Origin of the sequence: Nonomuraea sp. NPDC005730 (genome assembly GCF_040630865.1) — a bacterium.
In the GTDB taxonomy this organism is placed as follows: domain Bacteria; phylum Actinomycetota; class Actinomycetes; order Streptosporangiales; family Streptosporangiaceae; genus Nonomuraea.
Map to the genome: position 1 here is coordinate 477,871 of NZ_JBEXYK010000003.1, position 18,533 is coordinate 496,403.

General features: G+C 67.1%; 23 protein-coding genes, 1 tRNA gene and 1 pseudogene. 6 read left to right on the forward strand and 19 right to left on the reverse strand.

Features of this window, described 5'->3' with window-relative positions:
- Window positions 1-20 precede the first annotated feature (20 nt).
- From ABZ444_RS07250 to ABZ444_RS07260, 3 genes are all read right to left on the reverse strand, one after another.
- Window positions 21-1,433 carry an ATP-binding protein gene (locus ABZ444_RS07250; RefSeq protein WP_357993876.1) on the reverse strand — a complete coding sequence of 471 codons (1,413 nt, stop codon included), beginning with the start codon at window positions 1,431-1,433 and terminating at the stop codon, window positions 21-23.
- A gap of 117 nt (window positions 1,434-1,550) precedes the next feature.
- Window positions 1,551-2,654, reverse strand: coding sequence for a glycosyltransferase (locus ABZ444_RS07255; RefSeq protein WP_357993879.1), 1,104 nt, complete (start codon window positions 2,652-2,654; stop codon window positions 1,551-1,553).
- Window positions 2,655-2,760: 106 nt separating this feature from the next.
- The gene (locus ABZ444_RS07260) at window positions 2,761-4,593 is read right to left on the reverse strand and encodes a SpoIIE family protein phosphatase (protein ID WP_357993882.1); all 1,833 of its coding nucleotides are present in this window, start codon (window positions 4,591-4,593) and stop codon (window positions 2,761-2,763) included.
- Window positions 4,594-4,666: 73 nt separating this feature from the next.
- Between ABZ444_RS07260 and ABZ444_RS07265 the strand changes: the two genes are divergently transcribed.
- Window positions 4,667-5,377, forward strand: a complete 711-nt coding sequence (locus ABZ444_RS07265; protein WP_357993885.1) for a GAF and ANTAR domain-containing protein — start codon at window positions 4,667-4,669, stop codon at window positions 5,375-5,377.
- 4 nt (window positions 5,378-5,381) lie between these two features.
- Here the strand turns inward: ABZ444_RS07265 and ABZ444_RS07270 are convergent, their stop codons facing one another.
- Window positions 5,382-5,738, reverse strand: coding sequence for an STAS domain-containing protein (locus ABZ444_RS07270; protein ID WP_357993967.1), 357 nt, complete (start codon window positions 5,736-5,738; stop codon window positions 5,382-5,384).
- A gap of 175 nt (window positions 5,739-5,913) precedes the next feature.
- Here ABZ444_RS07270 and ABZ444_RS07275 point away from each other — a divergent pair, with 175 nt between their 5' ends.
- The gene (locus ABZ444_RS07275; RefSeq protein ID WP_352330971.1) at window positions 5,914-6,687 is read left to right on the forward strand and encodes a SigB/SigF/SigG family RNA polymerase sigma factor; all 774 of its coding nucleotides are present in this window, start codon (window positions 5,914-5,916) and stop codon (window positions 6,685-6,687) included.
- A 37-nt stretch (window positions 6,688-6,724) separates the two neighbouring features.
- Window positions 6,725-7,138 (forward strand): ATP-binding protein, encoded by a 414-nt coding sequence (locus ABZ444_RS07280; protein WP_357993888.1) that lies wholly within the window; start codon window positions 6,725-6,727, stop codon window positions 7,136-7,138.
- A 134-nt stretch (window positions 7,139-7,272) separates the two neighbouring features.
- On the opposite strand, the gene ABZ444_RS07285 is transcribed toward ABZ444_RS07280, so the two are convergent.
- The 4 genes from ABZ444_RS07285 to ABZ444_RS07300 form a co-directional block, all read right to left on the reverse strand.
- Window positions 7,273-7,467: a hypothetical protein gene (locus tag ABZ444_RS07285; RefSeq protein ID WP_357993891.1), complete on the reverse strand. Its 195-nt coding sequence runs from the start codon at window positions 7,465-7,467 to the stop codon at window positions 7,273-7,275.
- Window positions 7,468-7,472: 5 nt separating this feature from the next.
- Window positions 7,473-8,606 carry a hypothetical protein gene (locus tag ABZ444_RS07290; protein ID WP_357993894.1) on the reverse strand — a complete coding sequence of 378 codons (1,134 nt, stop codon included), beginning with the start codon at window positions 8,604-8,606 and terminating at the stop codon, window positions 7,473-7,475.
- A 6-nt stretch (window positions 8,607-8,612) separates the two neighbouring features.
- A complete protein-coding gene (locus ABZ444_RS07295) occupies window positions 8,613-9,158 on the reverse strand; it encodes a hypothetical protein (protein WP_357993897.1) in 546 nt (181 codons plus the stop codon).
- A gap of 71 nt (window positions 9,159-9,229) precedes the next feature.
- Window positions 9,230-9,598, reverse strand: a complete 369-nt coding sequence (locus tag ABZ444_RS07300; protein ID WP_357993900.1) for a hypothetical protein — start codon at window positions 9,596-9,598, stop codon at window positions 9,230-9,232.
- A gap of 150 nt (window positions 9,599-9,748) precedes the next feature.
- Between ABZ444_RS07300 and ABZ444_RS07305 the strand changes: the two genes are divergently transcribed.
- Window positions 9,749-9,825, forward strand: a tRNA-Pro gene (locus tag ABZ444_RS07305).
- Between the two features lie 82 nt (window positions 9,826-9,907).
- Here the strand turns inward: ABZ444_RS07305 and ABZ444_RS07310 are convergent.
- From ABZ444_RS07310 to ABZ444_RS07350, 9 genes are all read right to left on the reverse strand, one after another.
- The gene (locus tag ABZ444_RS07310) at window positions 9,908-11,032 is read right to left on the reverse strand and encodes a tyrosine-type recombinase/integrase (RefSeq protein ID WP_357993903.1); all 1,125 of its coding nucleotides are present in this window, start codon (window positions 11,030-11,032) and stop codon (window positions 9,908-9,910) included.
- Between the two features lie 11 nt (window positions 11,033-11,043).
- Window positions 11,044-11,169 (reverse strand): hypothetical protein, encoded by a 126-nt coding sequence (locus ABZ444_RS07315; protein WP_357993905.1) that lies wholly within the window; start codon window positions 11,167-11,169, stop codon window positions 11,044-11,046.
- A gap of 171 nt (window positions 11,170-11,340) precedes the next feature.
- The gene (locus ABZ444_RS07320; protein ID WP_357993908.1) at window positions 11,341-11,676 is read right to left on the reverse strand and encodes a helix-turn-helix domain-containing protein; all 336 of its coding nucleotides are present in this window, start codon (window positions 11,674-11,676) and stop codon (window positions 11,341-11,343) included.
- Between the two features lie 307 nt (window positions 11,677-11,983).
- Window positions 11,984-14,140: a cell division protein FtsK gene (locus ABZ444_RS07325; RefSeq protein WP_357993911.1), complete on the reverse strand. Its 2,157-nt coding sequence runs from the start codon at window positions 14,138-14,140 to the stop codon at window positions 11,984-11,986.
- Window positions 14,140-14,481 (reverse strand): hypothetical protein, encoded by a 342-nt coding sequence (locus tag ABZ444_RS07330; protein WP_357993914.1) that lies wholly within the window; start codon window positions 14,479-14,481, stop codon window positions 14,140-14,142. The genes ABZ444_RS07325 and ABZ444_RS07330 overlap by 1 nt, the downstream gene beginning before the upstream one ends.
- A 33-nt stretch (window positions 14,482-14,514) precedes the next feature.
- Window positions 14,515-14,703, reverse strand: a complete 189-nt coding sequence (locus tag ABZ444_RS07335) for a hypothetical protein (RefSeq protein WP_357993917.1) — start codon at window positions 14,701-14,703, stop codon at window positions 14,515-14,517.
- 179 nt (window positions 14,704-14,882) lie between these two features.
- Window positions 14,883-15,119, reverse strand: a complete 237-nt coding sequence (locus tag ABZ444_RS07340; RefSeq protein ID WP_357993920.1) for a hypothetical protein — start codon at window positions 15,117-15,119, stop codon at window positions 14,883-14,885.
- A gap of 3 nt (window positions 15,120-15,122) precedes the next feature.
- Window positions 15,123-15,425 carry a hypothetical protein gene (locus tag ABZ444_RS07345; protein ID WP_357993923.1) on the reverse strand — a complete coding sequence of 101 codons (303 nt, stop codon included), beginning with the start codon at window positions 15,423-15,425 and terminating at the stop codon, window positions 15,123-15,125.
- Window positions 15,426-15,469: 44 nt separating this feature from the next.
- A complete protein-coding gene (locus tag ABZ444_RS07350; protein ID WP_357993926.1) occupies window positions 15,470-15,706 on the reverse strand; it encodes a hypothetical protein in 237 nt (78 codons plus the stop codon).
- 175 nt (window positions 15,707-15,881) lie between these two features.
- Between ABZ444_RS07350 and ABZ444_RS07355 the strand changes: the two genes are divergently transcribed.
- Together ABZ444_RS07355 and ABZ444_RS07360 are read left to right on the forward strand one after the other, a co-directional pair.
- On the forward strand, window positions 15,882-16,319 hold the full coding sequence (locus tag ABZ444_RS07355; RefSeq protein WP_357993930.1) for a hypothetical protein: 438 nt from the start codon (window positions 15,882-15,884) through the stop codon (window positions 16,317-16,319).
- A 582-nt stretch (window positions 16,320-16,901) separates the two neighbouring features.
- Entirely contained in the window at window positions 16,902-17,225 is a 324-nt protein-coding gene (locus ABZ444_RS07360; RefSeq protein WP_357993933.1) for a hypothetical protein, read from the forward strand.
- A gap of 190 nt (window positions 17,226-17,415) precedes the next feature.
- Here the strand turns inward: ABZ444_RS07360 and ABZ444_RS07365 are convergent.
- Window positions 17,416-17,550, reverse strand: a pseudogene (locus ABZ444_RS07365) (transposase); the annotation flags it as partial.
- Between the two features lie 160 nt (window positions 17,551-17,710).
- On the reverse strand, window positions 17,711-18,043 hold the full coding sequence (locus ABZ444_RS07370; RefSeq protein ID WP_357993936.1) for a hypothetical protein: 333 nt from the start codon (window positions 18,041-18,043) through the stop codon (window positions 17,711-17,713).
- Between the last annotated feature and the right edge of the window lie 490 nt (window positions 18,044-18,533).

Consider the following 18,533-nt stretch of genomic DNA (forward strand, 5'->3'; position numbering starts at 1 on the left):
GGACCATCGAAGCAAAGATCTCACTCTGGTAACAAGGGCCCCTTCCGGACAGGCTGGGCGCCGCCCCGCATCGCCCTGGTCAGCTCCTCCCGGCCGCGCATCATCTCCTCCAGCGCCGCCGACAGGTGCTCCCTGCTCAGCGCCTCCGCCCGGCCGCCCGAGCGCAGCGCCTCCAGCACGGCCCTGCGCAGCAGTTCCTTGAAGAACGAGGCGGTCATCCCGTCCGTGCCGGCCACCAGCGGCTCCAGGTCGACCTCCGCCAGCAGGTCGCCGCCGTACAGGCGCAGCAGCGCGGCCCGCAGGCGCGCGTCCGGCTGCGGCACCTCCACGGCCAGGTCCACCCGGCCCGGCCGGTCGGCCAGCGCCTTCTCCAGCACCTCGGCGCGGTTCGTGGTGAGCACGAAGGTGACGTCGGCGTCCGCGCCGACGCCGTCCATGGCGTCGAACAGGGTGAACAGCAGCGGGCTGCCCTCCTCGGAGAAGCGGCGGTCGTGCGCGACCAGGTCGACGTCCTCGACGACCACGATGGCCGGCTGCAGGCGCCTGGCCAGGGCGGCCGCCTCGGAGACGAAGCGCAGCCCCGTACCGGCCATGACCACGACCGTCACGCCCGGCATGCGGCCCATCAGGTAGCGGACGGTGTGCGTCTTGCCGGTGCCGGGCGGGCCGTGCAGCAGCAGGCCGCGCTTGAGATGCTGGCCGCGGGCGCGCAGCACGTCGGCGTGCCTGGCGATGCCGACGACGTGCCGCTCGATCGTCTCCAGCACCCCTTCGGGCAGGATCACCTGCTCGGGGTCGATCGACGGCCGGGGCAGGAACGTCACCAGCTGGTTGCCCCGGTGCTCGGAGACGCCGAAGGTGAGGATCTGGCCGCGCAGCACGTCGTTCTCGCGCATCAGCCGTTCGATCTCCTGGCCGGCGGCGGTCGCGGCCGAGCGGGCGGTCCCGATCAGCTCCACCCGGCAGTCGTCCCTGCCGTACCTCTCGACCGCTCCTCGCATGCCGAGCACGATCGGCTCACCGCCGGGCGCGTGCGTCAGGGCCAGCCCGAACGAGACCACCTCGGTCGTCTCCTCCGGGCCGACGGACACGGTGGCGTAGTCGACGGCGCCGACGCCGACCATCTCGGCGCGGGCGGACATGGCGATGACGTCGATGCTGTCGGAGTGCTCGCGCCCGGTCCCGGACACGCCGAACCACTCGGCCCCGCCCCGGGCCTCCAGATACGCGTCGACGCCCCGCTGGAGGCTCGCGTGCTCCCAGTTCTTGAAGCTCCGCGTGACGCAGATCAGGTCCTCCAGCCCGCAGTCGAGGTGCGCGGTCACCCGGCGCACCAGCTCGGCGGGGGGCTGGGACTCGTCGATCAGGGTGTGGGCGTCCTGAAGGAGCCGCCGCAGCGCGGGTGCCAGCGAACGTGCCTCACTGATCTCCATGGGCGTCACCCTGGCACACCGGGCCACGCCTGGGAACGGCGAGAGGCGGACGACGGCTTCCGCCGCCCGCCTCTCCAGCCGTCCCCAGCCGTCCCCAGCCGTCTCCAGCCGTCTCCGTCAGACGCAGGCGGACTCGTAGACGCGGACCAGCTCCTGGCTCACGCGCTCCCAGGAGTAGCGCGAGCGCGCCCGGTCGGCGCCCGCGTACCCGAGCGCGGTGCGCAGCGTCGGGTCGCACAGGATCTCGCGGGCCAGCCGCGCGGTGCGCGCCGGCCGGTCCGGCGGGACCAGCAGACCGGTCACGCCGTCGATCACGGAGTCGAGGTGGGCGCCCACGGCCGAGGCGATCACCGGCACGCCGCAGGCCATGGCCTCCAGCGCGACGACGCCCGTCGCGGCCTCGCGCGGCACCGACACCACGGCGTCCGCGCTGCGCATCAGCTTCGGCACCGAAGCCCGCTTGACCTGCCCCAGCAGCGTCACCCGGTCGGCGACGCCGAGCTGCTCGGCCAGGGCGCGCAGCCGGCGCGCGTCCCTGTCCTGGTCCAGGTCCTCGGGCTCGGGGCCGCCCGCGATGACCAGCTCGACGTCCGTCAGCCCCTGCAGCGCCCGCACCGCCGTGTACGCCCCGCGCTCGGGGGACAGCGGGCCGACGTGCACCAGCCGCTTGCGGGCGCCCTTGGTGGCGATCGCCCCGCGCCGCTGGAAACGCTCGGTGTCCACGCCGTGCGGCACGATCGCGATGTTCCCGCGCGGCACACCCAGCCTGATCAACGCCGACTCCTCGTCGCCCGAGCCGGCGATGACCGCCTTGGCCCGGCGTCCGAGTGCCCGCTCCAGCTTCTGGTGCGCGGCGTCCACGGTGTGGAAGGTCTGCATGACCGGAACGTCCAACCCCTTGGCGCCCGCCACGGCGGCGAGCCCGCCGGTCCACGAGTGGGCGTGGATCACGTCCGGGCGCTCCTGGTTCCACCGCTTCATGAGGTGCTCGCCCACGTCGTTCAGGTACGGCACGACGTCCTCGGGCGTGAGGTCCTTGGCCGGGCCCACGTCGATCTGCTCCAGAGTGACTCCCGGGGCCACCCGCGTCTTGGGCTTGCCCTCGGCGTCGTCACGGCGGGAGTAGATGGTGACGTGGTGTTCGCGGCCCAGCTCGCGTGCTACGGAGAGGATACGGTGGCGCTGGTTTCCCTTGGCGGACGCGACGATCGCAATATTCATGGCACACCTCAGCGTGGAAAAGCCTTCAAGGTGTGCCTGCGTCTTAGGCACGTTGTTCTACGGAAAGACAATACCCATGTTTAGCCGGATCGCAAACCCCCGCAGATCAGACACCCTTGAGGGCCAGGACGACGATCTCGTCCCACACCTGGCCGCCCGAGAAGGCGTGCCGGTCGGCCTCCACCGCCTTGACCACGGTGGCCGGTGACTGGCCCGCGCAACGGCCCAGCACGTCGGCCAGCCGCTCCTCGCCGTACGGCTCGCCGACGTCGTTCCTGGAGGAGATCAGGCCCTCGGAGTAGAGCACCAGCGTCTCCCCGACGGAGACGGTCAGCTCCTGCACGTTCGTCTCGGCCTCCGGGGAGATGCCCATCGGCACGCCGCCGCCCGCCGCGAAGCGCACGTTGCCGTCGGGCTGCAGCAGCGCCGCCGGATGGTGGCCGGCCGAGGAGAGCTGGATCGTCCGGCCCTTGACGAACCCCACCACCGCCATCACGAACATGCCCGTGCCCTGCGCCACCAGAGCCTCGTTGACCTTGCGCATCACCAGGTCGGGATGGGTCTCCCAGGTGCTGAGCACCCGCAGCCCGCCGCGCACCATGGCGCTGACCGAGGCCGCCTCCTCACCCTTGCCCGCCGCGCCGCCCAGGGCGAACCCCCAGCCGCCCGCGACCGGGAACACGTCGTAGAACTCCGCGCCCACCGACGCACCCGGATGGTAGACCGCCGACGCCTCGTAGCCGGGCACGTCGGGCAGGTTGCGCGGGGCCACGCTGGCCGACAGCGCGTCGGCGGCCCGCGAACGGCTCTGGAAGCTCGACTGGGCGCGGACGGCCAGGCCGAGCTGCATCCCCACGTCCTGCAGCACGCCGAGGTCGGCCAGCGAGAACGGCGGCCGGTCGTGCGTGCGCACCAGCGTCAGCACCCCGTCGGACTGCCCGATCGGCACCGACAGCAGCGAGCCGGCGCCCATCGCGGTCAGCAGCGGCCCCTCGGCGGTGAAGCCGAGCAGCGACTCGTCGTCGACCATCTCGTGCACCACGCCCGAACCGCGCTCCAGCACCTGCATCACCACCTGGCCGCCGGCCGGGTCGGCCGACTCCACCTGGCGCACCAGGTCGCCCAGCGGATGGTTCTTCGGCGCCACCACCACCGAACGCCGCGGCAGCCCGTCGCGCACCAGGTCGGCGATCACCCAGTCGGCCCACTCGGCCGCCAGCAGGCGCGTGGTGCGCGGCATCGCCACCGGACGCAGCAGCGCCTCCTCGTCCAGCAGCAGCCCGCCGACCCTGGCCAGCAGGTCTTGCCGTTTGGACGCGGCCAGCAGCAGCGCCCCGTCGGACTGCTCGGGTCGCCGCCCCCCGGGCTCGGGCAGCTGCACCTCGGTGGGCAGCGCCACGGCCGCCACCATCTGCTGCGGCTCGCCCGGCATCGTCACCCGCGTCAGCGCGAGCTGGACGGTGTGCGTGCGCCCCTGGTGCGCCAGCCGCGTCTCGAACGCCGACGGCTGCCCGGTCTGCAGCACCGAGTTCAGGTGCGAGCGGAACGCCGCCCGCCTGGAGACGTCGACCAGCAGCGGGAACGACCGCCCGACCAGGTAGCCGTCGGGGCTGCCGAGCACCCGCGAGGTCTCCGGGTTGATCCGCCGGACCACCCCGCCGCCGTCGAGGACGATCACCGGCACCGGGAAGGCCCGGAACACCTGGCGCAGCAGCTTCAGCTCCCGCTGGGTGCCGTCCTTCTTGCTCGCGGCGCGCTTGGGCGCCTTGCGCAGCGCCTCGCGCGCCTCGGCGAGCAACTCGGCGGCGGTGTCCAGTTCGGCCAGGGCGGCGTCGAGCGTGGGCGCGAGGTCGGTAGGGTAGGCGGTCCTCGCCTCACGCAAGGACGACACGCGTCCCGCCAGCGCGTCCAGAGCGTGTTCGAGGTCCGGCATGGTCATCCTTTGACGCTACGCCACCGGGGATAACGGTAGCCATAAGGGGTAGGGGCTTCTTGCTATGGAATCGACGGCGATGATCACTCCCGGGCTCGCCCGAGACCTGGCGGCACTGGGGCGGCTGGGCGAGGACACCTCCACCGAGAGCGTGCTGCGCGGCCTGACCACGGCGCTGGCGGCCGGTGTGCCCGGGTGCTCGGGCGGCTCGGCCGAACACTGGCGCGACCAGCGGGTGCTGGTCTCCGGCTCGCACAGCGAGCTGATCATGCTGGTCGAGGGCGAACGCGAGATCGGTGAGGGGCCGTCCCTGGAGGCCCGCCAGAGCGGCGCCCGCGCGAGCCTGACCGACGTGCTGAGCGACAGCCGCTGGCCCCGCTACAACGCACTGGCCACCCGCTGGGGGGTGCGTTCGGTACTGATCGTGCCCATCGAGGTGGCGCCGGCGCAGCTCATCGTCGGACTCTACTCCGTACGCCCGGGTGCCTTCTCCCCGCAGGCCGCCCATTCGCTGGCCGACATGCTGACCGAGCAGGTCGGGGTGGCCATGGCGAACATGTGGGAGTTCGAGGAGGTGCGCACCGACGCCGCCCAGCTCCAGGAGGCCCTGGCCGGCCGGTCGGTCATCGACCAGGCCAAGGGCATCATCATGCAGACCAGCGGATGCACGGCCGAGGCCGCCTTCGAGGAGCTGCGCAGGATCTCGCAGCACCATCAGGTCAAGGTGGCCGATCTGGCCAGGCTCCTGGTGGAGGAGCATCAGCGCAAGTCGTCGACGCGTCGCTCATAGAGCCTCAGCCGATGGCGGCCAGCGCGTCGTCGAGCGTGTCGTACAGCGGCAGGCGCTGGGCCAGCCCGGTGATCCACATCACCTTCGACTTCGAGTACTCCACGCCCACCAGGGCGAACCGCGCTCCTGACGCCAGGCTGGTCTGCCAGTGATGGACGATCAGCCCGAGCGCGCGCGAATCCATGAACGTCACCCCGGCCAGATCGAGTATCAGGTGGGCTCCGGCCAGCGACAGGTAGTCGGCGAACTGCTCACGCGTCGTGGCGTCGAGCACGCCGTCGACCTTGACGACCGTGATCTCGTCGACGGTCGACGACGTCAGGCTCAGGGCGGCCACGGGCCCTTCGCCGTTTTCGGGCATTGTCACGAAGCAACCCTACTGTCACCACGCGACCGAGGAATACTTCCCGCGGCAGGGGGGAGACTGGGACCGAAGTCCAGCAGAGGGCTTCCGTCTCGAGAGTAGAGCGAGGCGTGCCTCTGCCTGGGCTTTTCTGCTGGCGGAGGCCGCCCTGCGACCCATATGAGGAGCAGCGATGGCTGTGCAGGAGTACGTCCTCGAGGAGATGACCGCGGAAGAACTCCTGGCTGAGATGGTCAGGGAAGACACACCCGACAGCCACAGGGAACGGCTGCGCGAGCGCATCGTGGAGATGCACCGGCCGCTGGCCATGGAAATCGCCAGGCGTTACCGTTACCGGGGCGAACCTTTGGAGGACCTCCTCCAGGCCGCGTACGTCGGCCTGATGAAGGCCGTCAACGGCTTCGACCCGACCCTCGGCCACGCCTTCAGGGGCTACGCGGTCGTCACGATGACCGGTGAGGTCAAGCGGCACTTCCGCGACCGCACCTGGGCCATCCGGGTGCCGCGTCTCTACCAGGAGCGACGGTCCGAGCTCAACCGGCTCGTCGCCGACCTCAGCCAGGACCTCGGCAGGTCCCCGACCGTGGCCGAGCTGGCCGCGAAGATGAACATCTCGGAGGAGGACGTCCTGCTCACTCTCGACGCCTCGGCCGCGTACAGCACGCTGTCGCTCGACGCGCCGCTCGGCACCGACGACGACGCGGCCTCGCTCGGCGACGTCATCCCCGAGGACGACGACACGCTGAGCACCATGGTCGACCGCGAGGCGGTCAAGCCGCTCATCGACGCGCTGCCCAGCCGGGAGAAGCACATCCTGCTGCTGCGCTTCTTCGGCAACATGACGCAGGCCGAGATCGCCGCCGAGTTCGGCATCTCGCAGATGCACGTCTCACGGATTCTCCGTAAGGTACTCGACCAGCTCCGCAGTGAGCTGCTGGTCGGTTAGCCGCTGGCCGGCTGGTGAGAGAAAGGCGAGTCGCCGGGTGAACGAGGACGTCGAGCCTCAGTCGGGCTTCACGAGCCCGCCACCCGGCGTGCCCGTGAAGGAGCTGCGCTTCCGCCTGCCGGACCTGCCGGAGGTCCGGCAGTTCGCCGAGGACGAGGCCCGCGCCGTCGGGATGCCCGAGGAGGCGGTCGGCGACTTCGTCATCGCGGTCAACGAGGTGGCGACCAACGCGGTCACGCACGGGGCCGACCGGGCCGCCATGAGGACCTGGGTGATCAGCGGGGACCTGGTGGTCGAGGTGCACGACGAGGGCTTCTGGAAGCCGGGGCCGCTGCCGGGGGCGGTGGGGGGGATGGGCTTGTGGGTGGCGCGGCTGCTGTCCTCTGATTTCACGTTGAGGGTGGGCAGCGGGGGGAGCACCGTGATCATGCGGTTCCCTGGTAAGGGGTGACCTGATTCTTCGCCCGTCCTGGCCCGGTTTTTTCTGGATATTTAGCGCTATTTAGTTCTTTGGGGCGTTTCCGGGTGGGAGGCCGGTCGGCCTCCCACCCGGACAGCGCGCTCAGCGGCTGGTCGGTATCCTGCTCAGCGGCGGCTGCGGCCGCGCCAGTTGCCGGACCCGCCGCGGATGCTCGCCGTGCCGACGCCTGCCTGATGCAGGGCCAGCAAGGTCAGCCCCAGCAGGACGAACGTCATGCCGGAGATCCCGCCGATCTTCACACCCACGAGGTCGAGCAGGAAGCCCAACCCGAAGATGATCGCTGCGACGACTGCGAGCATGCCGATCACCTCCTCGTTTCAGCGGACAGATTGTGCGTGGACAGCGCCAGCAGCCGCTCCAGGACGTTGCGGTAGTCGCGGAACGCCTGACGCAGGTCCTCGGTGTCGGGGGAGTCGACGTCCTTCCACCGTTCACGCAGAGCGCCGGTACGGCTGGTGAGGGAGCTGGTCAGCGACTCCACCACCTCGCCGACCAGGCCGTCCGCGCGCTGGATCGCCTCGGCGGGGTCGTCCACGAAGGACGCCTGGACGTCCCGCCAGCGGGCCTGCACCTCGGCGGGGTCCTGGTCGAACAGGGCGACCTCCTGAGGGGCCGCGTGCGAGGGAACGTCATCGACCGGAGCGCCCTCGACGGGTGCTCCCTGAACGGGCGCCCCTTCGAGGGGAGCCCCCTCGACCGGCCGCCTGCCCTCGCCGATCTCACCGTCGGTGAGATCGTTGTCGGTGCGACGGCTGTCGGTGAGACCGCCGTCGGTCGTCAGCCCGTCGCGGGCCGCTCCAGCAGGGGTCAGGTTGTCGCGCGCCAGATCGTCGCGCGCGAGATCGTCGTCGTCCCGCTCCCCGTGAACCAGGACGTCGTCGTCCTGGGCTCGCCCGTCATGAGCCAGCTCGTCGTGAGGCCGGTCGCCGTGCACCGACCTGTCCTCGGACCGGTCGCCGTGGACCAGCACGTCGTCGGACCGGTCGCTGTGCACCAGCACGTCGTCGGACCGGTCGTCGTGGCGTGCCCCGGTTCCGGACAGCACGTCCCGGGAGGTCCCGTGCCCGGGCGTCTCGTCGGCGGGGACACCGGCGTGAGCGGGGTCGGGGTCGGGGGAGCGGTGGTCGGAGCCGTGTCCCAGAGGGGTCTCGCGGTGCGGCTCCGTTGGCAGGTCGCCGGTGGCATCGGTGCTCGCGTAGGGGTCCTTGTAGGACGGCTCGTCGTCATGGTCCCGGTCGGGGACCGCGGGGGCGTACCCGTGGCTCGCCGGGGTGTGACCGGCGTCGTTCGGGTAGCCGCCGTCGTGCCGCCCGGTGGTGTCGTCGTGACGGTCGCCGGTCCCGTCGGTGAGGTCCCTGTGCTCGTCGTCCCCGCCGGCATCGTCCGACCGCTGCGACGGGACCTTGAGCTCGTCCTCACTTCTTCTGCTGCTGCTCATCTACGTTCACCGCCCTCGCGTGGTCTCGTGCAGCAGTTCCTCGAACAACGCGCGGTAGTGAACCATGGCCTGTCGGAGCTCCTCGGTCGAGGCTTCCTTCCTGGCCGCCCGCCCGCTGATCTCGTGGGCCGTCCGGTAGTGGTCGAGAGTGGCCGCGTGCCCGACCGACAGATCGGACACCCGCTGCTCGAAGTCGTCCGTGGGGTAGCCGCGTTCCGCCATCACCGAGGTGACGAGCTGGTCCGCCTCGGTCACCGCGAACCCGGGGGCGTCGACGAAACGCTCCTGGACCTCGGTCCACCGGGTGGCGTACGCATCGCGCGTCTCCTCCGGCAGCGGCCGGATGTCGAGCTCGGAATGGCGCTGCTCGCGGGCGATGAGCTCCCGCTCGGCCTCACGCCGGTTGTCACTCTCGGCCACCGTACGCTCGTACTCAGGGCCGAAACGTTCGCGGAGACGGCTGCGGCGTTGCTGCTGTAGCACGACATAGCCCACTGCGGCGAGCGCCACCACCGCGACCACGACGACGGCCACCCAGATCAAGGTGGTCATTGATGTTCGCCTCCGGTCTCTGTAATGAGACCTGCGACTGCCCACGATCAAGGCCATCGAAACTCGCGTACTCAGTGAGCTGCAAGCCCTTTCCTGGCGGCCTCCAGCACCGTCGCGACGTGCGAGCCCGCAGCTGACGCCGGAACCTCACTGAACCCTTCAGCCGCGTCGTACCGAACGTCGAGCCCCGCGTCCACGAGCCGCTGAGCCCACCGCAGCGCCGTGTTCAACCGCTCCGCCGCCGGTGGCTTCCCCTGCGCCGCCGCCGACAGGTTCCGCAGGTTCGTCGCCGGCCCGGACTGCGCGTGCACGCGCGCCAGCTTCCACGGTACGGCGGCACTGTGGTCGAGCATCGGCTTGGCCAGCCCGGCGGCCCGCTTGGCCTGGAGCACCCCCGACTCGGACACCCCGAAATGAGCGGCCAGCTCCTGCACGCTCATCCCGCCTGCCACCAGCCGCGCCAGCTCCGCCCGATCAACGCTCGGCCTCCGCCCCACCACGCCCTCCGCTCCCGCTCTCCGTGTACGCGCCTACCTCCGATGTGCGCTAAGGTTATGACGTCCCGCCCCGCAGGGGGCGGCCGACACAACCGGGACGTAGCGCAGCTTGGTAGCGCACTTGACTGGGGGTCAAGGGGTCGCAGGTTCAAATCCTGTCGTCCCGACCAGTTTTAGCTGGTCGGAAGGGGTGCCAGAGTTTCTCTGGTGCCCCTTTTCGGATCTTAGGGAGCCAAACGGGGAGCCACTGCTCTACCCGGCTCGCGACTTGAAGATCTTGTCCATCACCACGGCGCCGTCTGTCAGCGCTGGTCGGATCTCCTGCCGGTACACGGTCTCGGTCACGTGCGTTGACGAGTGACCAACGAGGCGGGCGATCTCTTCACTCGCCACCTTGTGAGCGGACAGCAGCGACACGAAGCTGTGCCGCAGTTCGCGCGGGCACCAATCATCTCCGATGCCTGCGGCGGTTGTTATCTTCTTGAATTCGCGCCGGACGTACCAGCGATCGTAGGGGCGTCCGTCTTCCCGTCGGAATACCAGCGCAGTATCCGCGCCTCGTTCGCCGGATGCCAGGCGTTCGACTGCTCTGGCCTTGTGGAGCTCATTGAGGATTTGGATGCCCCATTGGGCGACTTTGAGAACTCTCCGTGATTTCTTGGTCTTGGTGTCTCCTTTCACTCGCTCGGAGCGATAAACCGCTACCGTTTGTTCTTTGAGATCCACCTCCGTCCATCGGAGGGCGCGAGCCTCTTCTGTCCTGATCCCGCAGAGCAGGCATATGATGACATACGCCATGAGCGGAGAAGACCGGGCACCGCGGATAACCGCCTCCGCCTGATCAAAGTTCAGCGCTTTGGATGGGCGCCCCTCTTGCCCTTCTGGGATATCAACGAGGTCGGCGACGTTCCGTTTGACCTTGTCTCGCTTCTGGGCGTGGCGTATGGCGCGCTGAAGGATTTGATGGATGAGGCGAAGTGACCGCGTCGCGAGTACTTCCGCCCGTTCGTCCAGCCAGTCGTCAAGATCGTCAGCAGTCAGCTTCTTGAGCTTGATCTGACCGACCTGGGGGATGATGTGATGGATGGCCATGGATCGGTAGCTGGCTACCGTGCCCTGGCTGCGAGCCTTCAGCCCTCTCGCCAGCCAGTCGTTGATGCAGTCTTCGACGGTGTAGCCCTCCTCCGTCGTCACACCTGCCTCTAGCTCTTCGACCAGTGCGATGAGCTTTTCCTTGACTTCGGCCTTCGTTCGCCCCTTTCGCTTGGGGCGTTGACGCTTACCCTGCGCGTCGAATCCGAGAGAAAGAGCTCCCGTGTAGCCCTTCCCCTCTCGGTAGATGCTGGCCTGGTACTTGCCGATGTGAATTGTTGCCATCCGCTCTCCCTTCACTCGGTTTTGGCGGGGCGCGTCCCGGCCTGCTTTTGAGGCGTACCGCCGGCTTCGCGGAGGCCGGGACCTTTTGTGTGGCGGTCTATGTATTCATCGATGGCCTTGCGGATGATGTAGGCCATGTCTCGATCCTGTTCCTCTGCGATCTCTTGGAGCTGCCTGCGGCGGTCACTGTCGAGTCGCAAGGTGTAGTTCTCTGTGGGCAAGGCGGTTCCTCAGGTCTCGGGCTTGACGCTGGGTTCTAGCCGAGAGTGTGAACCAGGGTGCATTGCAGCGCAATGCGGTTGCGGGAATCAGTCTTGATCGACTTGTTCGAGGGATGCGATGAAGTCCGCTAGATGCTGATCGGTGATCCTTCTCGACCGTCCGATCTTTATGCTGCGGAGCTGGCGGGTTCTGATCAGTTCGTAGATCTTGTCTCGTCCTACACCGAGTAGTTCAGCTACCTCCTCGACTTTGTACGCCTTCAGGTGCCTCACCTCCCTTCGCCGGCTTCTGTCTGCTCGTTGGGCGTCACCTTCCTTCGGTTCGTTGATTGGTCGTCGGGCAGGGCGGCCTCGCGTTGGAGTCGGCGGAGGTGGTTCCAGATGCGGCGGCCGAGTCTGAGGCGTAGGCCGGTGCCCTGGCATCGGGGGCAGAAGCGCCAGCCACGGCCGAACAGGTAGGGGATACGGCCGGTGCCGTTGCAGCGGCGGTGCTCGCGGAACGGGCGCGCATAACAGGTGTAGACGTAGCTGAGTGTGAGCAGGATGGGTACGGCGGTTGCTGCGGCAGCAGCGAGTGTGTCTAGGTTCAGGACCACCTCCTGAGCTGGTTTGCGAAATGGCGGACGGGCAGGGCGCTACCTGCTACAGACCTGGTCAGGTCATGTCTCAGGGTGCTAGCGGGGGTGCTTCCGGAAGCAGGCACAGCCGCTTCCGGAAGCACGCTCCATGCCTAGTCGGCAGGGCGGTTCTGGTTACGTCCCGCGATGGCTTGAGCGAGCTCGGCGCGGTAGATGCCGCGCCGGGTGTGCTTCTTGCCGTCGATGCGGCGGCCGATGGGGCCGACCTTGACGCCGAGTGGTTTCAAGGCGCTGGTCAGTTGTTCTGATTGCCAGCCGCCGTAGACCTCTGACCGTAGGGCGGTCAACCGCTCGCACAGTTGTGCGTTCCATGCGGCGTCTTCCCCGTCCGGCCAGACGGTGACAACATCGGCCAGCAGGTCATATGTAGGCGGTTCGGGTCGGGTCTGCGTTGCGGGAGCGGGCAGAGTGCCGGCCTCGGTACGCGCCCTGATCGCCCGATCTATGACTCTTCTCGCTTGGTCGCCGTTGACCTCGAAGCCACGGCGGGCGCCGGGCTTGCCCACGCCGACGACCACGCCCCAGCCGGCGTCGTCAACGGGTTGGAACACGGTGGCGCGGTATCCCGCCTTGTACATGCCGGTACCGAGAATCATGTCGTTGGCGACCTGATCGCGTACCGACAGACAAACGCGCGTGTTGACGTTGCGGGTGATGCCGGTCGGCAGGCTGTCCTTGTCCGGAATCTGGGTGTCGAGCAGCAGGATCACGCCCAGCGCGCGGCCGAGCTTGATCACCTTTTCGCAGAGTTCTCCGGCTTCCGTGCCGTAGTCCTTGTGCTGGAACAGCTCCTGTACCTCGTTGAGGAACACCACAAGCGGATGCAGGCCGGACCCCTTGCGTGAGGCCAGCTCGGGCGTGACCTTGTTCTCCGGCGCCAGGCCCAGCTCGTGGTAGTGGCTGATCTTCGCGGCGCGCTGCTGGCATTCGGAGTGGTACAGCCACTTGATCAGCGCGGCGGCACGGGCAATGGTCTCGTCATCCTGCCCGTTGCCGTACTCGGCACAGACAGGTTCCACGGCCTTGAAGTCTCCGACGCCCTTGAACTCATATCCCCTTATCTCGGCGCGAGGATCGAGGCTTGCGGCGAGCACCAGCAGGCGCAGCAGGAACGTCTTGCCGGAACCCGGTTGTCCGCCGATCAGCCAGTTCCGGAAGCTCAGCATGGCGTTCACGGTCTCCATGCGGGGTGTGATGAAGACCGGGAACGGCTGGAACACATCCACGCTGCCGCTCTTCAGCAGTGGCCACGGCGGTGCGTCCATGGTGCTGGCCGGTTGGTAGCCGACCCACAGCGCCAGCCGTCCGGGGTGGCCTGTGGCGATGTCCGGCCACACCTGGTCGAGCGGGAGCCGCAGGCCGGAGGCCAGTTTGCCGCGCCGCGCGACCACGTCGGCGGCCTCCACCCCGAAGGGCAGGTCCACGATGGCCAGGTGTCCAGGTCCGTCGCGGTGGATCTCCTCTGGAAAACTGATCGCGTGCTGGTCCCTGGCCACAGCCTGGTTGATCGCCTGAATGCCAGTGCTGAGCAGGGCCCGCCGTACCAACTCGGCCGTGAGTTTGCGGTAGCGCGGCCCCTGGCTGACTCGATCGGTGATCGGCTTGTCCTCCGGACGGCCGACACGCGCCAGTATCGGCACCAGCACGGCGATCAGCACCAGGCGCGCCCAGACCGGCACATGCACGTCCAGCACCAGGGCGAGAGTCACGGCGGCACCCATGAGTACGGTTACCGTGAGCACCATTGACCAGCGCCAGCGCGCTTGCCGTTCCCGTTGCTTGTCAAGCTTGAGCCAGGTCATCGGGTCGTTGCGGTCGGCGGCGGCCTGCCGCAGCGCCCAGTTGCCCTCCTCGGCGCTGGCCCAGCGCAGTACGCGGGCGATGCCGGCGAAGAACCCGATCGGCGTGTAGAGGAGCGCCTTGGTCGCGTACTTGGGCAGGCGGACCGCGTGATAGCCGAGCACGTACCCGGAATGCCTGACCCACCAGGCCAGCATCGCGCGCCGGCCGGCGCGCGTGCGTGTCCACGGCGGGAGGATGGGAGAGCGCCCCCGACCGGTCTGGGACCGGTGGGGGAGCGCTTCCAGGTCGTCGGGCGGATCGACCGGCGGCCCGGTCATCGGTCGGTCCTCGGCTACCGATTCCTGATCGAAGGACGCCTCCGCTGCGGCGTTCTGGCCCTCCTGATCAGAGGTGCTGGCGTCTTCTGGTTTGTCCTGCCAGGTGAACCCGTTCAGCGGTGGCCGCATCAGGAACCCCCTTTCGGACGTGCGCGGATGGCCTGGTCGTCGACTTCGTCGCGCAGGTAGGCCAGCGGGTCGGGCTCGCCGTCGGTGTGAGCGCTCAGGGCGGCGTTGATGGCGGCGAGGTAGTTGGCTCGGCTGAGCCGAAGCGTGCGGACCTCGTGCCGGAGGCGACGGATCTCCTGTACGAGGATGGGGATGTCGCGCAGGGCGGCGGTGACGTGCTGCCACAGGTCGTTCAGCGCCGGAGCGGAGCGGGCGAAGGTCGCGATGAGCTGGCGGGCGGTGCGGTGGCGGTTGATGACCTCCTGTAGAGCGGATGCGGGGTATGGGTGGCGGTAGGGCACTGGGGCATCACCTCTTTCGGGTCGGCGGGCAGGTCAGGAGCCGGTGAGCCAGGACCACAGGGCCCTGAGCCCGCGGTTGATGTCGGGGGCGAGCGCGGTGGCGGCGAGCAGGAAACCGAACACGGTGCAGATCAGCGCCATCCACAACCGCAGCTTGAGGAACCGCACGGCGACCACAATGACGATCGCCAGCACGAGAACCAGGGGAATAGACACGTTCATCAGGAGCTTCACCTCCCTTCCGCAGACGAGTCGGTTGCGTGCTAAGAGATGCCGTCGTGACGGGCCTTGCGACGACGCCAGCGAGCGCGAGCGCGGCACTTGTGGCAATGCTTGTTGCCAGGCTCCAGAACGGCACCGCAGGGGCACCCACGAGTGAGCGGGGTAGTGTGCAGCGTTGATCAACTCCTTCTGACTCTGTCGGGGTCAGGGGCGGGCGTGGTGTTCTCGGGATGGTTCTTGCAGCGGGCGTACATGAGCACGCTGCGCGTCATGTGCTCGACTTCCGAACGGGGATCGCTGAAGGGGTGACGGTGCCGGTCATCGGCGCGGATGCCGATGACCGCGAACATGAACAGCGCCAGCACGATCAGTCCAGAGATCACCGCGAGCGTGACGATCAAAAGCGGGATATCCACCCGTCACTCCCCGGGTGGATCCGTCGAGATGTTGTCGCAGTACGAGTCCTGCGCGGCACGCCGATCCCTCGCTGCCTGCGTGATCAGCACGGCCTCGTACGAGACGACACCGAAGTCCGCGCAGGCGATGTGGTGGCCGTTCTCGACCCTGAGCGGGACCCCCAGCAGGCCGGCGATCCGCTCCACTTCGGCGATCGCCGCAGCCTCGGTGGTGGCCTCGGTGTCGTAGATGGGGTGGACGGACACCCGTACGGGCCCGTACCGGGGAATGGGCACCTCGGGGTGTCGGTCCAGGTAGTCCGCCAAGCCGTGAAGGTCGGCGACGAGTTGGCCCCGACGGGCTTCGGGGGTCATGTTGTACGCCATTCAGACCAGCTCCTTCCGAGTCGCGCGGTGCAGAGAGTGAGCACGTCCGGGCAGGTCTCCAGCCCATCGGCCACCGCGTGCAGAGCGATGACCACCAGGAGCAGCACCGTGGCGGCAAGAACACCGGAAACCAGGCCATCTGTGCAGTTGTCCAGCAGTTCGGCCACGGTGCGGATGACGGTGATCAGCCGGTCGTGGTGTGCGTTCTCGATGCCAGTCACCGAAGATCACCTCCATCCGAACCTGTGTGGCCGACGCTGGCCGTTTCCCCCTGGCCAGTTGGCCGTGTAGGGGGCCCTACACGAAGAACCGTACAGCCCCCCCTGTACGACCGTCAAGGGGGGACTGTACGACGCGTGTCTAGTCCCCCCTGTCCGAAGTCGTTACGCTGGCCACATGGCAACTGAAGGCGTGAGCGAGGCGGTCTTGTCCGCGCTAGCCGACCTTGAACGCGCTTTCGATGCAGCGCTTATGGCGATAGATGCGGATACAGACCACAACCGGGCGTACTACGGCGCAACGGAACTGGTCGAAACTCTGAGACGGCTCTTTGAGACCTCTGGAAATCAAAGAGCACTCTCGGCGGCCCGCATTTTCGAGCAAGAGGAGATGTCGTTGGCAAGCCTTGCCGACCGCATCGGCGTATCGAAAGCACGCGCGGCCCAACTAATAAAGACAGCCAAGGACACCCGAGCCCGAAGCGAACGCGATGATCGCATCACGCTCGGTCTCTCCAGGGTGGCGATCTCCTCGGCACGCGCGCAGCATCTGGCACGAAAACAGGCAGAAGATGCCGGCTCCGAGACGAGAAAAGAGGAAGACAAGGGTGAGTGAGCGGACAGAGGTAATCGTCGAAGTCTGGCCCGTATCAGCTGATGACATCGGGCTCTGGCTGATAAGCGGAAAGGACGCATGGCGTTCAGAGGCCGTTCGACAGAGCAGCGACCCTCACACCTCTGTCACAGACCTTCTGGCTGCGAATGGCGCTTCAGATGCGGTCAAGCTGCTGCACTCCACGTCATGGCGTGCAGAGGATACGGCAGTCGTGCTCACCTACGTCGCTGTCATCGGTTGCAGAGCGTTCGTGCGAGATAGATGGAGGAACGCGGCTCCTATCAGTCCGGCCCTTCCGGATGTCGTAGGAAAGCCGATTCCAGTAGAAGCTACAGAAGCGCCTATCCCTCGATACATAGACGTGCTTATGCACGGCCTGAGACACCTGCAATTCCTACTGCAAACAGATTCGGCAGCTAGATCGGCTCTTTGTGGGCGGTGGCCAGATCATCTAGCGGTCTTCCGGCCGGCGCTCGCAGGCATGTACGACCACGAGCACGGACAAGAGCCCATCACGCTTCCGAAGGGGCAGGATGCTCGATAAATCTTCCCGCAAGGGTGACGGAAGGCTGGCCGCTCGTTATGGCAGACAAAGAATCACTTGACAAACTGCACGTACAGCAGCGCGCCGCAGATGAGCTCAGGACCCTGCTGGCGCGCATCGTGAACGAGGATCTGCCCGTGATTAGCTGGTCGATCCGGAGCGACCCAAGGGAGACTGCGCTCATTGGCACCTGTGATGTGGGGAGCGCCGAGACTCGACGTAGAGACTTCGAGGCGTGGCGAGTGGCGTTGAACGCAACCATGCTCACCAGTGAGACGCGCGGCGATGGGGGAGAGCAACTGCGAGCCTCGGTCACAGACAACTATGCCGATCTAACAATCATGCTCATCGCTGACTCCTAGCGGCACACAATAAGAGAAGCCTCCGCATCTCCCCTCCCCCTTCTGGCCGAATTAGATGAGGAGATGCGGGGGTCTCTTTTGTGTCACGGGAACAACGCAGGCCCTCCCAGGTGCAATGTTCCCGCCCCGGCAGAAATTGGACTGCCTACTCCTGCCGAAGACTTTGGGGGTCTATTGAATATTTTCCGCCCTACGATTCTTGGGCTGACCTTATGCTCTCCCACGTTCCGTTAATCGACCAGTAGCGATGCCGCTGGTAGATGGCCTTCGAGTTATCTCCGAAGGGCTTTGGCAGATCACGCCACGGGCATCCAGTTCGCGCTTGGTAGAACGTAGCGTGTTGATCACAACCTGAGGGTTAATGTACTGGCTTCCTGCTCTCGGTCCCTTGAAGGTATTGTGGGCTTAACTCGTTCCACTCATCCATCGGTCAGATCTGACCGATTCAGCCTGTGGTCTCCGGTCATTCTGCCTTCCCGCTCTGCCTAAGGATGCGCTTGGCGACTGGGATCTATTTCGCTACCACGAGCGACACGAAGCAATTGGCTGGCGCGCGCCTTGGAGACTCCTAACTTATCTGCCAGCCCTGCCAGTGAAAGACTTTCGGCCTCGCTTATCCGCGCCGCCGATCTCGCGCGAGCCAAAGCAGCTTCCTCCGCCATTTCACGCAGGCTCTCTGCGAGCTCCGTTGCGAGGCGGAAAGCTTCCGCGCAATCCGGGTTCGCCAGCAACTTCCCCTGGATTTGCTCGTATGCATGTTTCATGGCGGCCAATTCTGGCTGCTCGGATTCTCCGGCCGCCGTTCTCTTGGTGCCCACAATTCACTCCTCTACGTTGGGGTCGTACCGAGAGAGGAATTCCATGCTTGCCTCGATGTCATCCGAAGTGGATCGCACGGGGGGTGGACTCTTGCGCAATAGCTGCTGCCAACGCGCTCGGGCACGCAGTCGCCGTTCCTCCCACGCGACTTCTTGAGGGTCGCGCCTGTCCCACTCGGTTTGGCGATGCGGTTGTTCTGCGTGGCCTGTGGCGCCCAGTCGATCAGCGGGTTGGGACCGCTTAGGGGGACGGGGCATGGATGCCTCGCGCGCTTGGCCCTCCTCGCTGCTCACGGCCACTACCGTACTACACCATGCTATAGCTCGCCAGGCATGGCGTATCTCGCTTGCCACGGTATCCCTTGCCTAGGTTGTCTTCGTGGCTGATCTAGAACCAACGCCGTTCAGTTAAGGGAGAGGGCGGTTGGTCAAGACCGGTGAACAAAACAGCGGAGCCGCTGTAGAAGAGGTCTGTCACTCCAAGACATCC

Bases quoted from the DNA above. Each gene is read 5' to 3' on its own strand.
- ABZ444_RS07325 (WP_357993911.1), bottom strand. From the start codon at position 14,140: ATGCGGCCACCGCTGAACGGGTTCACCTGGCAGGACAAACCAGAAGAC.
- ABZ444_RS07320 (WP_357993908.1), bottom strand. From the start codon at position 11,676: ATGCCAGGGCACCGGCCTACGCCTCAGACTCGGCCGCCGCATCTGGAA.
- ABZ444_RS07265 (WP_357993885.1), top strand. From the start codon at position 4,667: ATGATCACTCCCGGGCTCGCCCGAGACCTGGCGGCACTGGGGCGGCTG.
- ABZ444_RS07290 (WP_357993894.1), bottom strand. From the start codon at position 8,606: ATGAGCAGCAGCAGAAGAAGTGAGGACGAGCTCAAGGTCCCGTCGCAG.
- ABZ444_RS07300 (WP_357993900.1), bottom strand. From the start codon at position 9,598: ATGAGCGTGCAGGAGCTGGCCGCTCATTTCGGGGTGTCCGAGTCGGGG.
- ABZ444_RS07295 (WP_357993897.1), bottom strand. From the start codon at position 9,158: ATGACCACCTTGATCTGGGTGGCCGTCGTCGTGGTCGCGGTGGTGGCG.
- ABZ444_RS07355 (WP_357993930.1), top strand. From the start codon at position 15,882: ATGGCAACTGAAGGCGTGAGCGAGGCGGTCTTGTCCGCGCTAGCCGAC.
- ABZ444_RS07335 (WP_357993917.1), bottom strand. From the start codon at position 14,703: ATGAACGTGTCTATTCCCCTGGTTCTCGTGCTGGCGATCGTCATTGTG.
- ABZ444_RS07275 (WP_352330971.1), top strand. From the start codon at position 5,914: ATGGCTGTGCAGGAGTACGTCCTCGAGGAGATGACCGCGGAAGAACTC.
- ABZ444_RS07260 (WP_357993882.1), bottom strand. From the start codon at position 4,593: ATGACCATGCCGGACCTCGAACACGCTCTGGACGCGCTGGCGGGACGC.
- ABZ444_RS07255 (WP_357993879.1), bottom strand. From the start codon at position 2,654: ATGAATATTGCGATCGTCGCGTCCGCCAAGGGAAACCAGCGCCACCGT.
- ABZ444_RS07250 (WP_357993876.1), bottom strand. From the start codon at position 1,433: ATGGAGATCAGTGAGGCACGTTCGCTGGCACCCGCGCTGCGGCGGCTC.
- ABZ444_RS07315 (WP_357993905.1), bottom strand. From the start codon at position 11,169: ATGGCCTACATCATCCGCAAGGCCATCGATGAATACATAGACCGCCAC.
- ABZ444_RS07285 (WP_357993891.1), bottom strand. From the start codon at position 7,467: ATGCTCGCAGTCGTCGCAGCGATCATCTTCGGGTTGGGCTTCCTGCTC.
- ABZ444_RS07310 (WP_357993903.1), bottom strand. From the start codon at position 11,032: ATGGCAACAATTCACATCGGCAAGTACCAGGCCAGCATCTACCGAGAG.
- ABZ444_RS07360 (WP_357993933.1), top strand. From the start codon at position 16,902: ATGGCAGACAAAGAATCACTTGACAAACTGCACGTACAGCAGCGCGCC.
- ABZ444_RS07270 (WP_357993967.1), bottom strand. From the start codon at position 5,738: ATGCCCGAAAACGGCGAAGGGCCCGTGGCCGCCCTGAGCCTGACGTCG.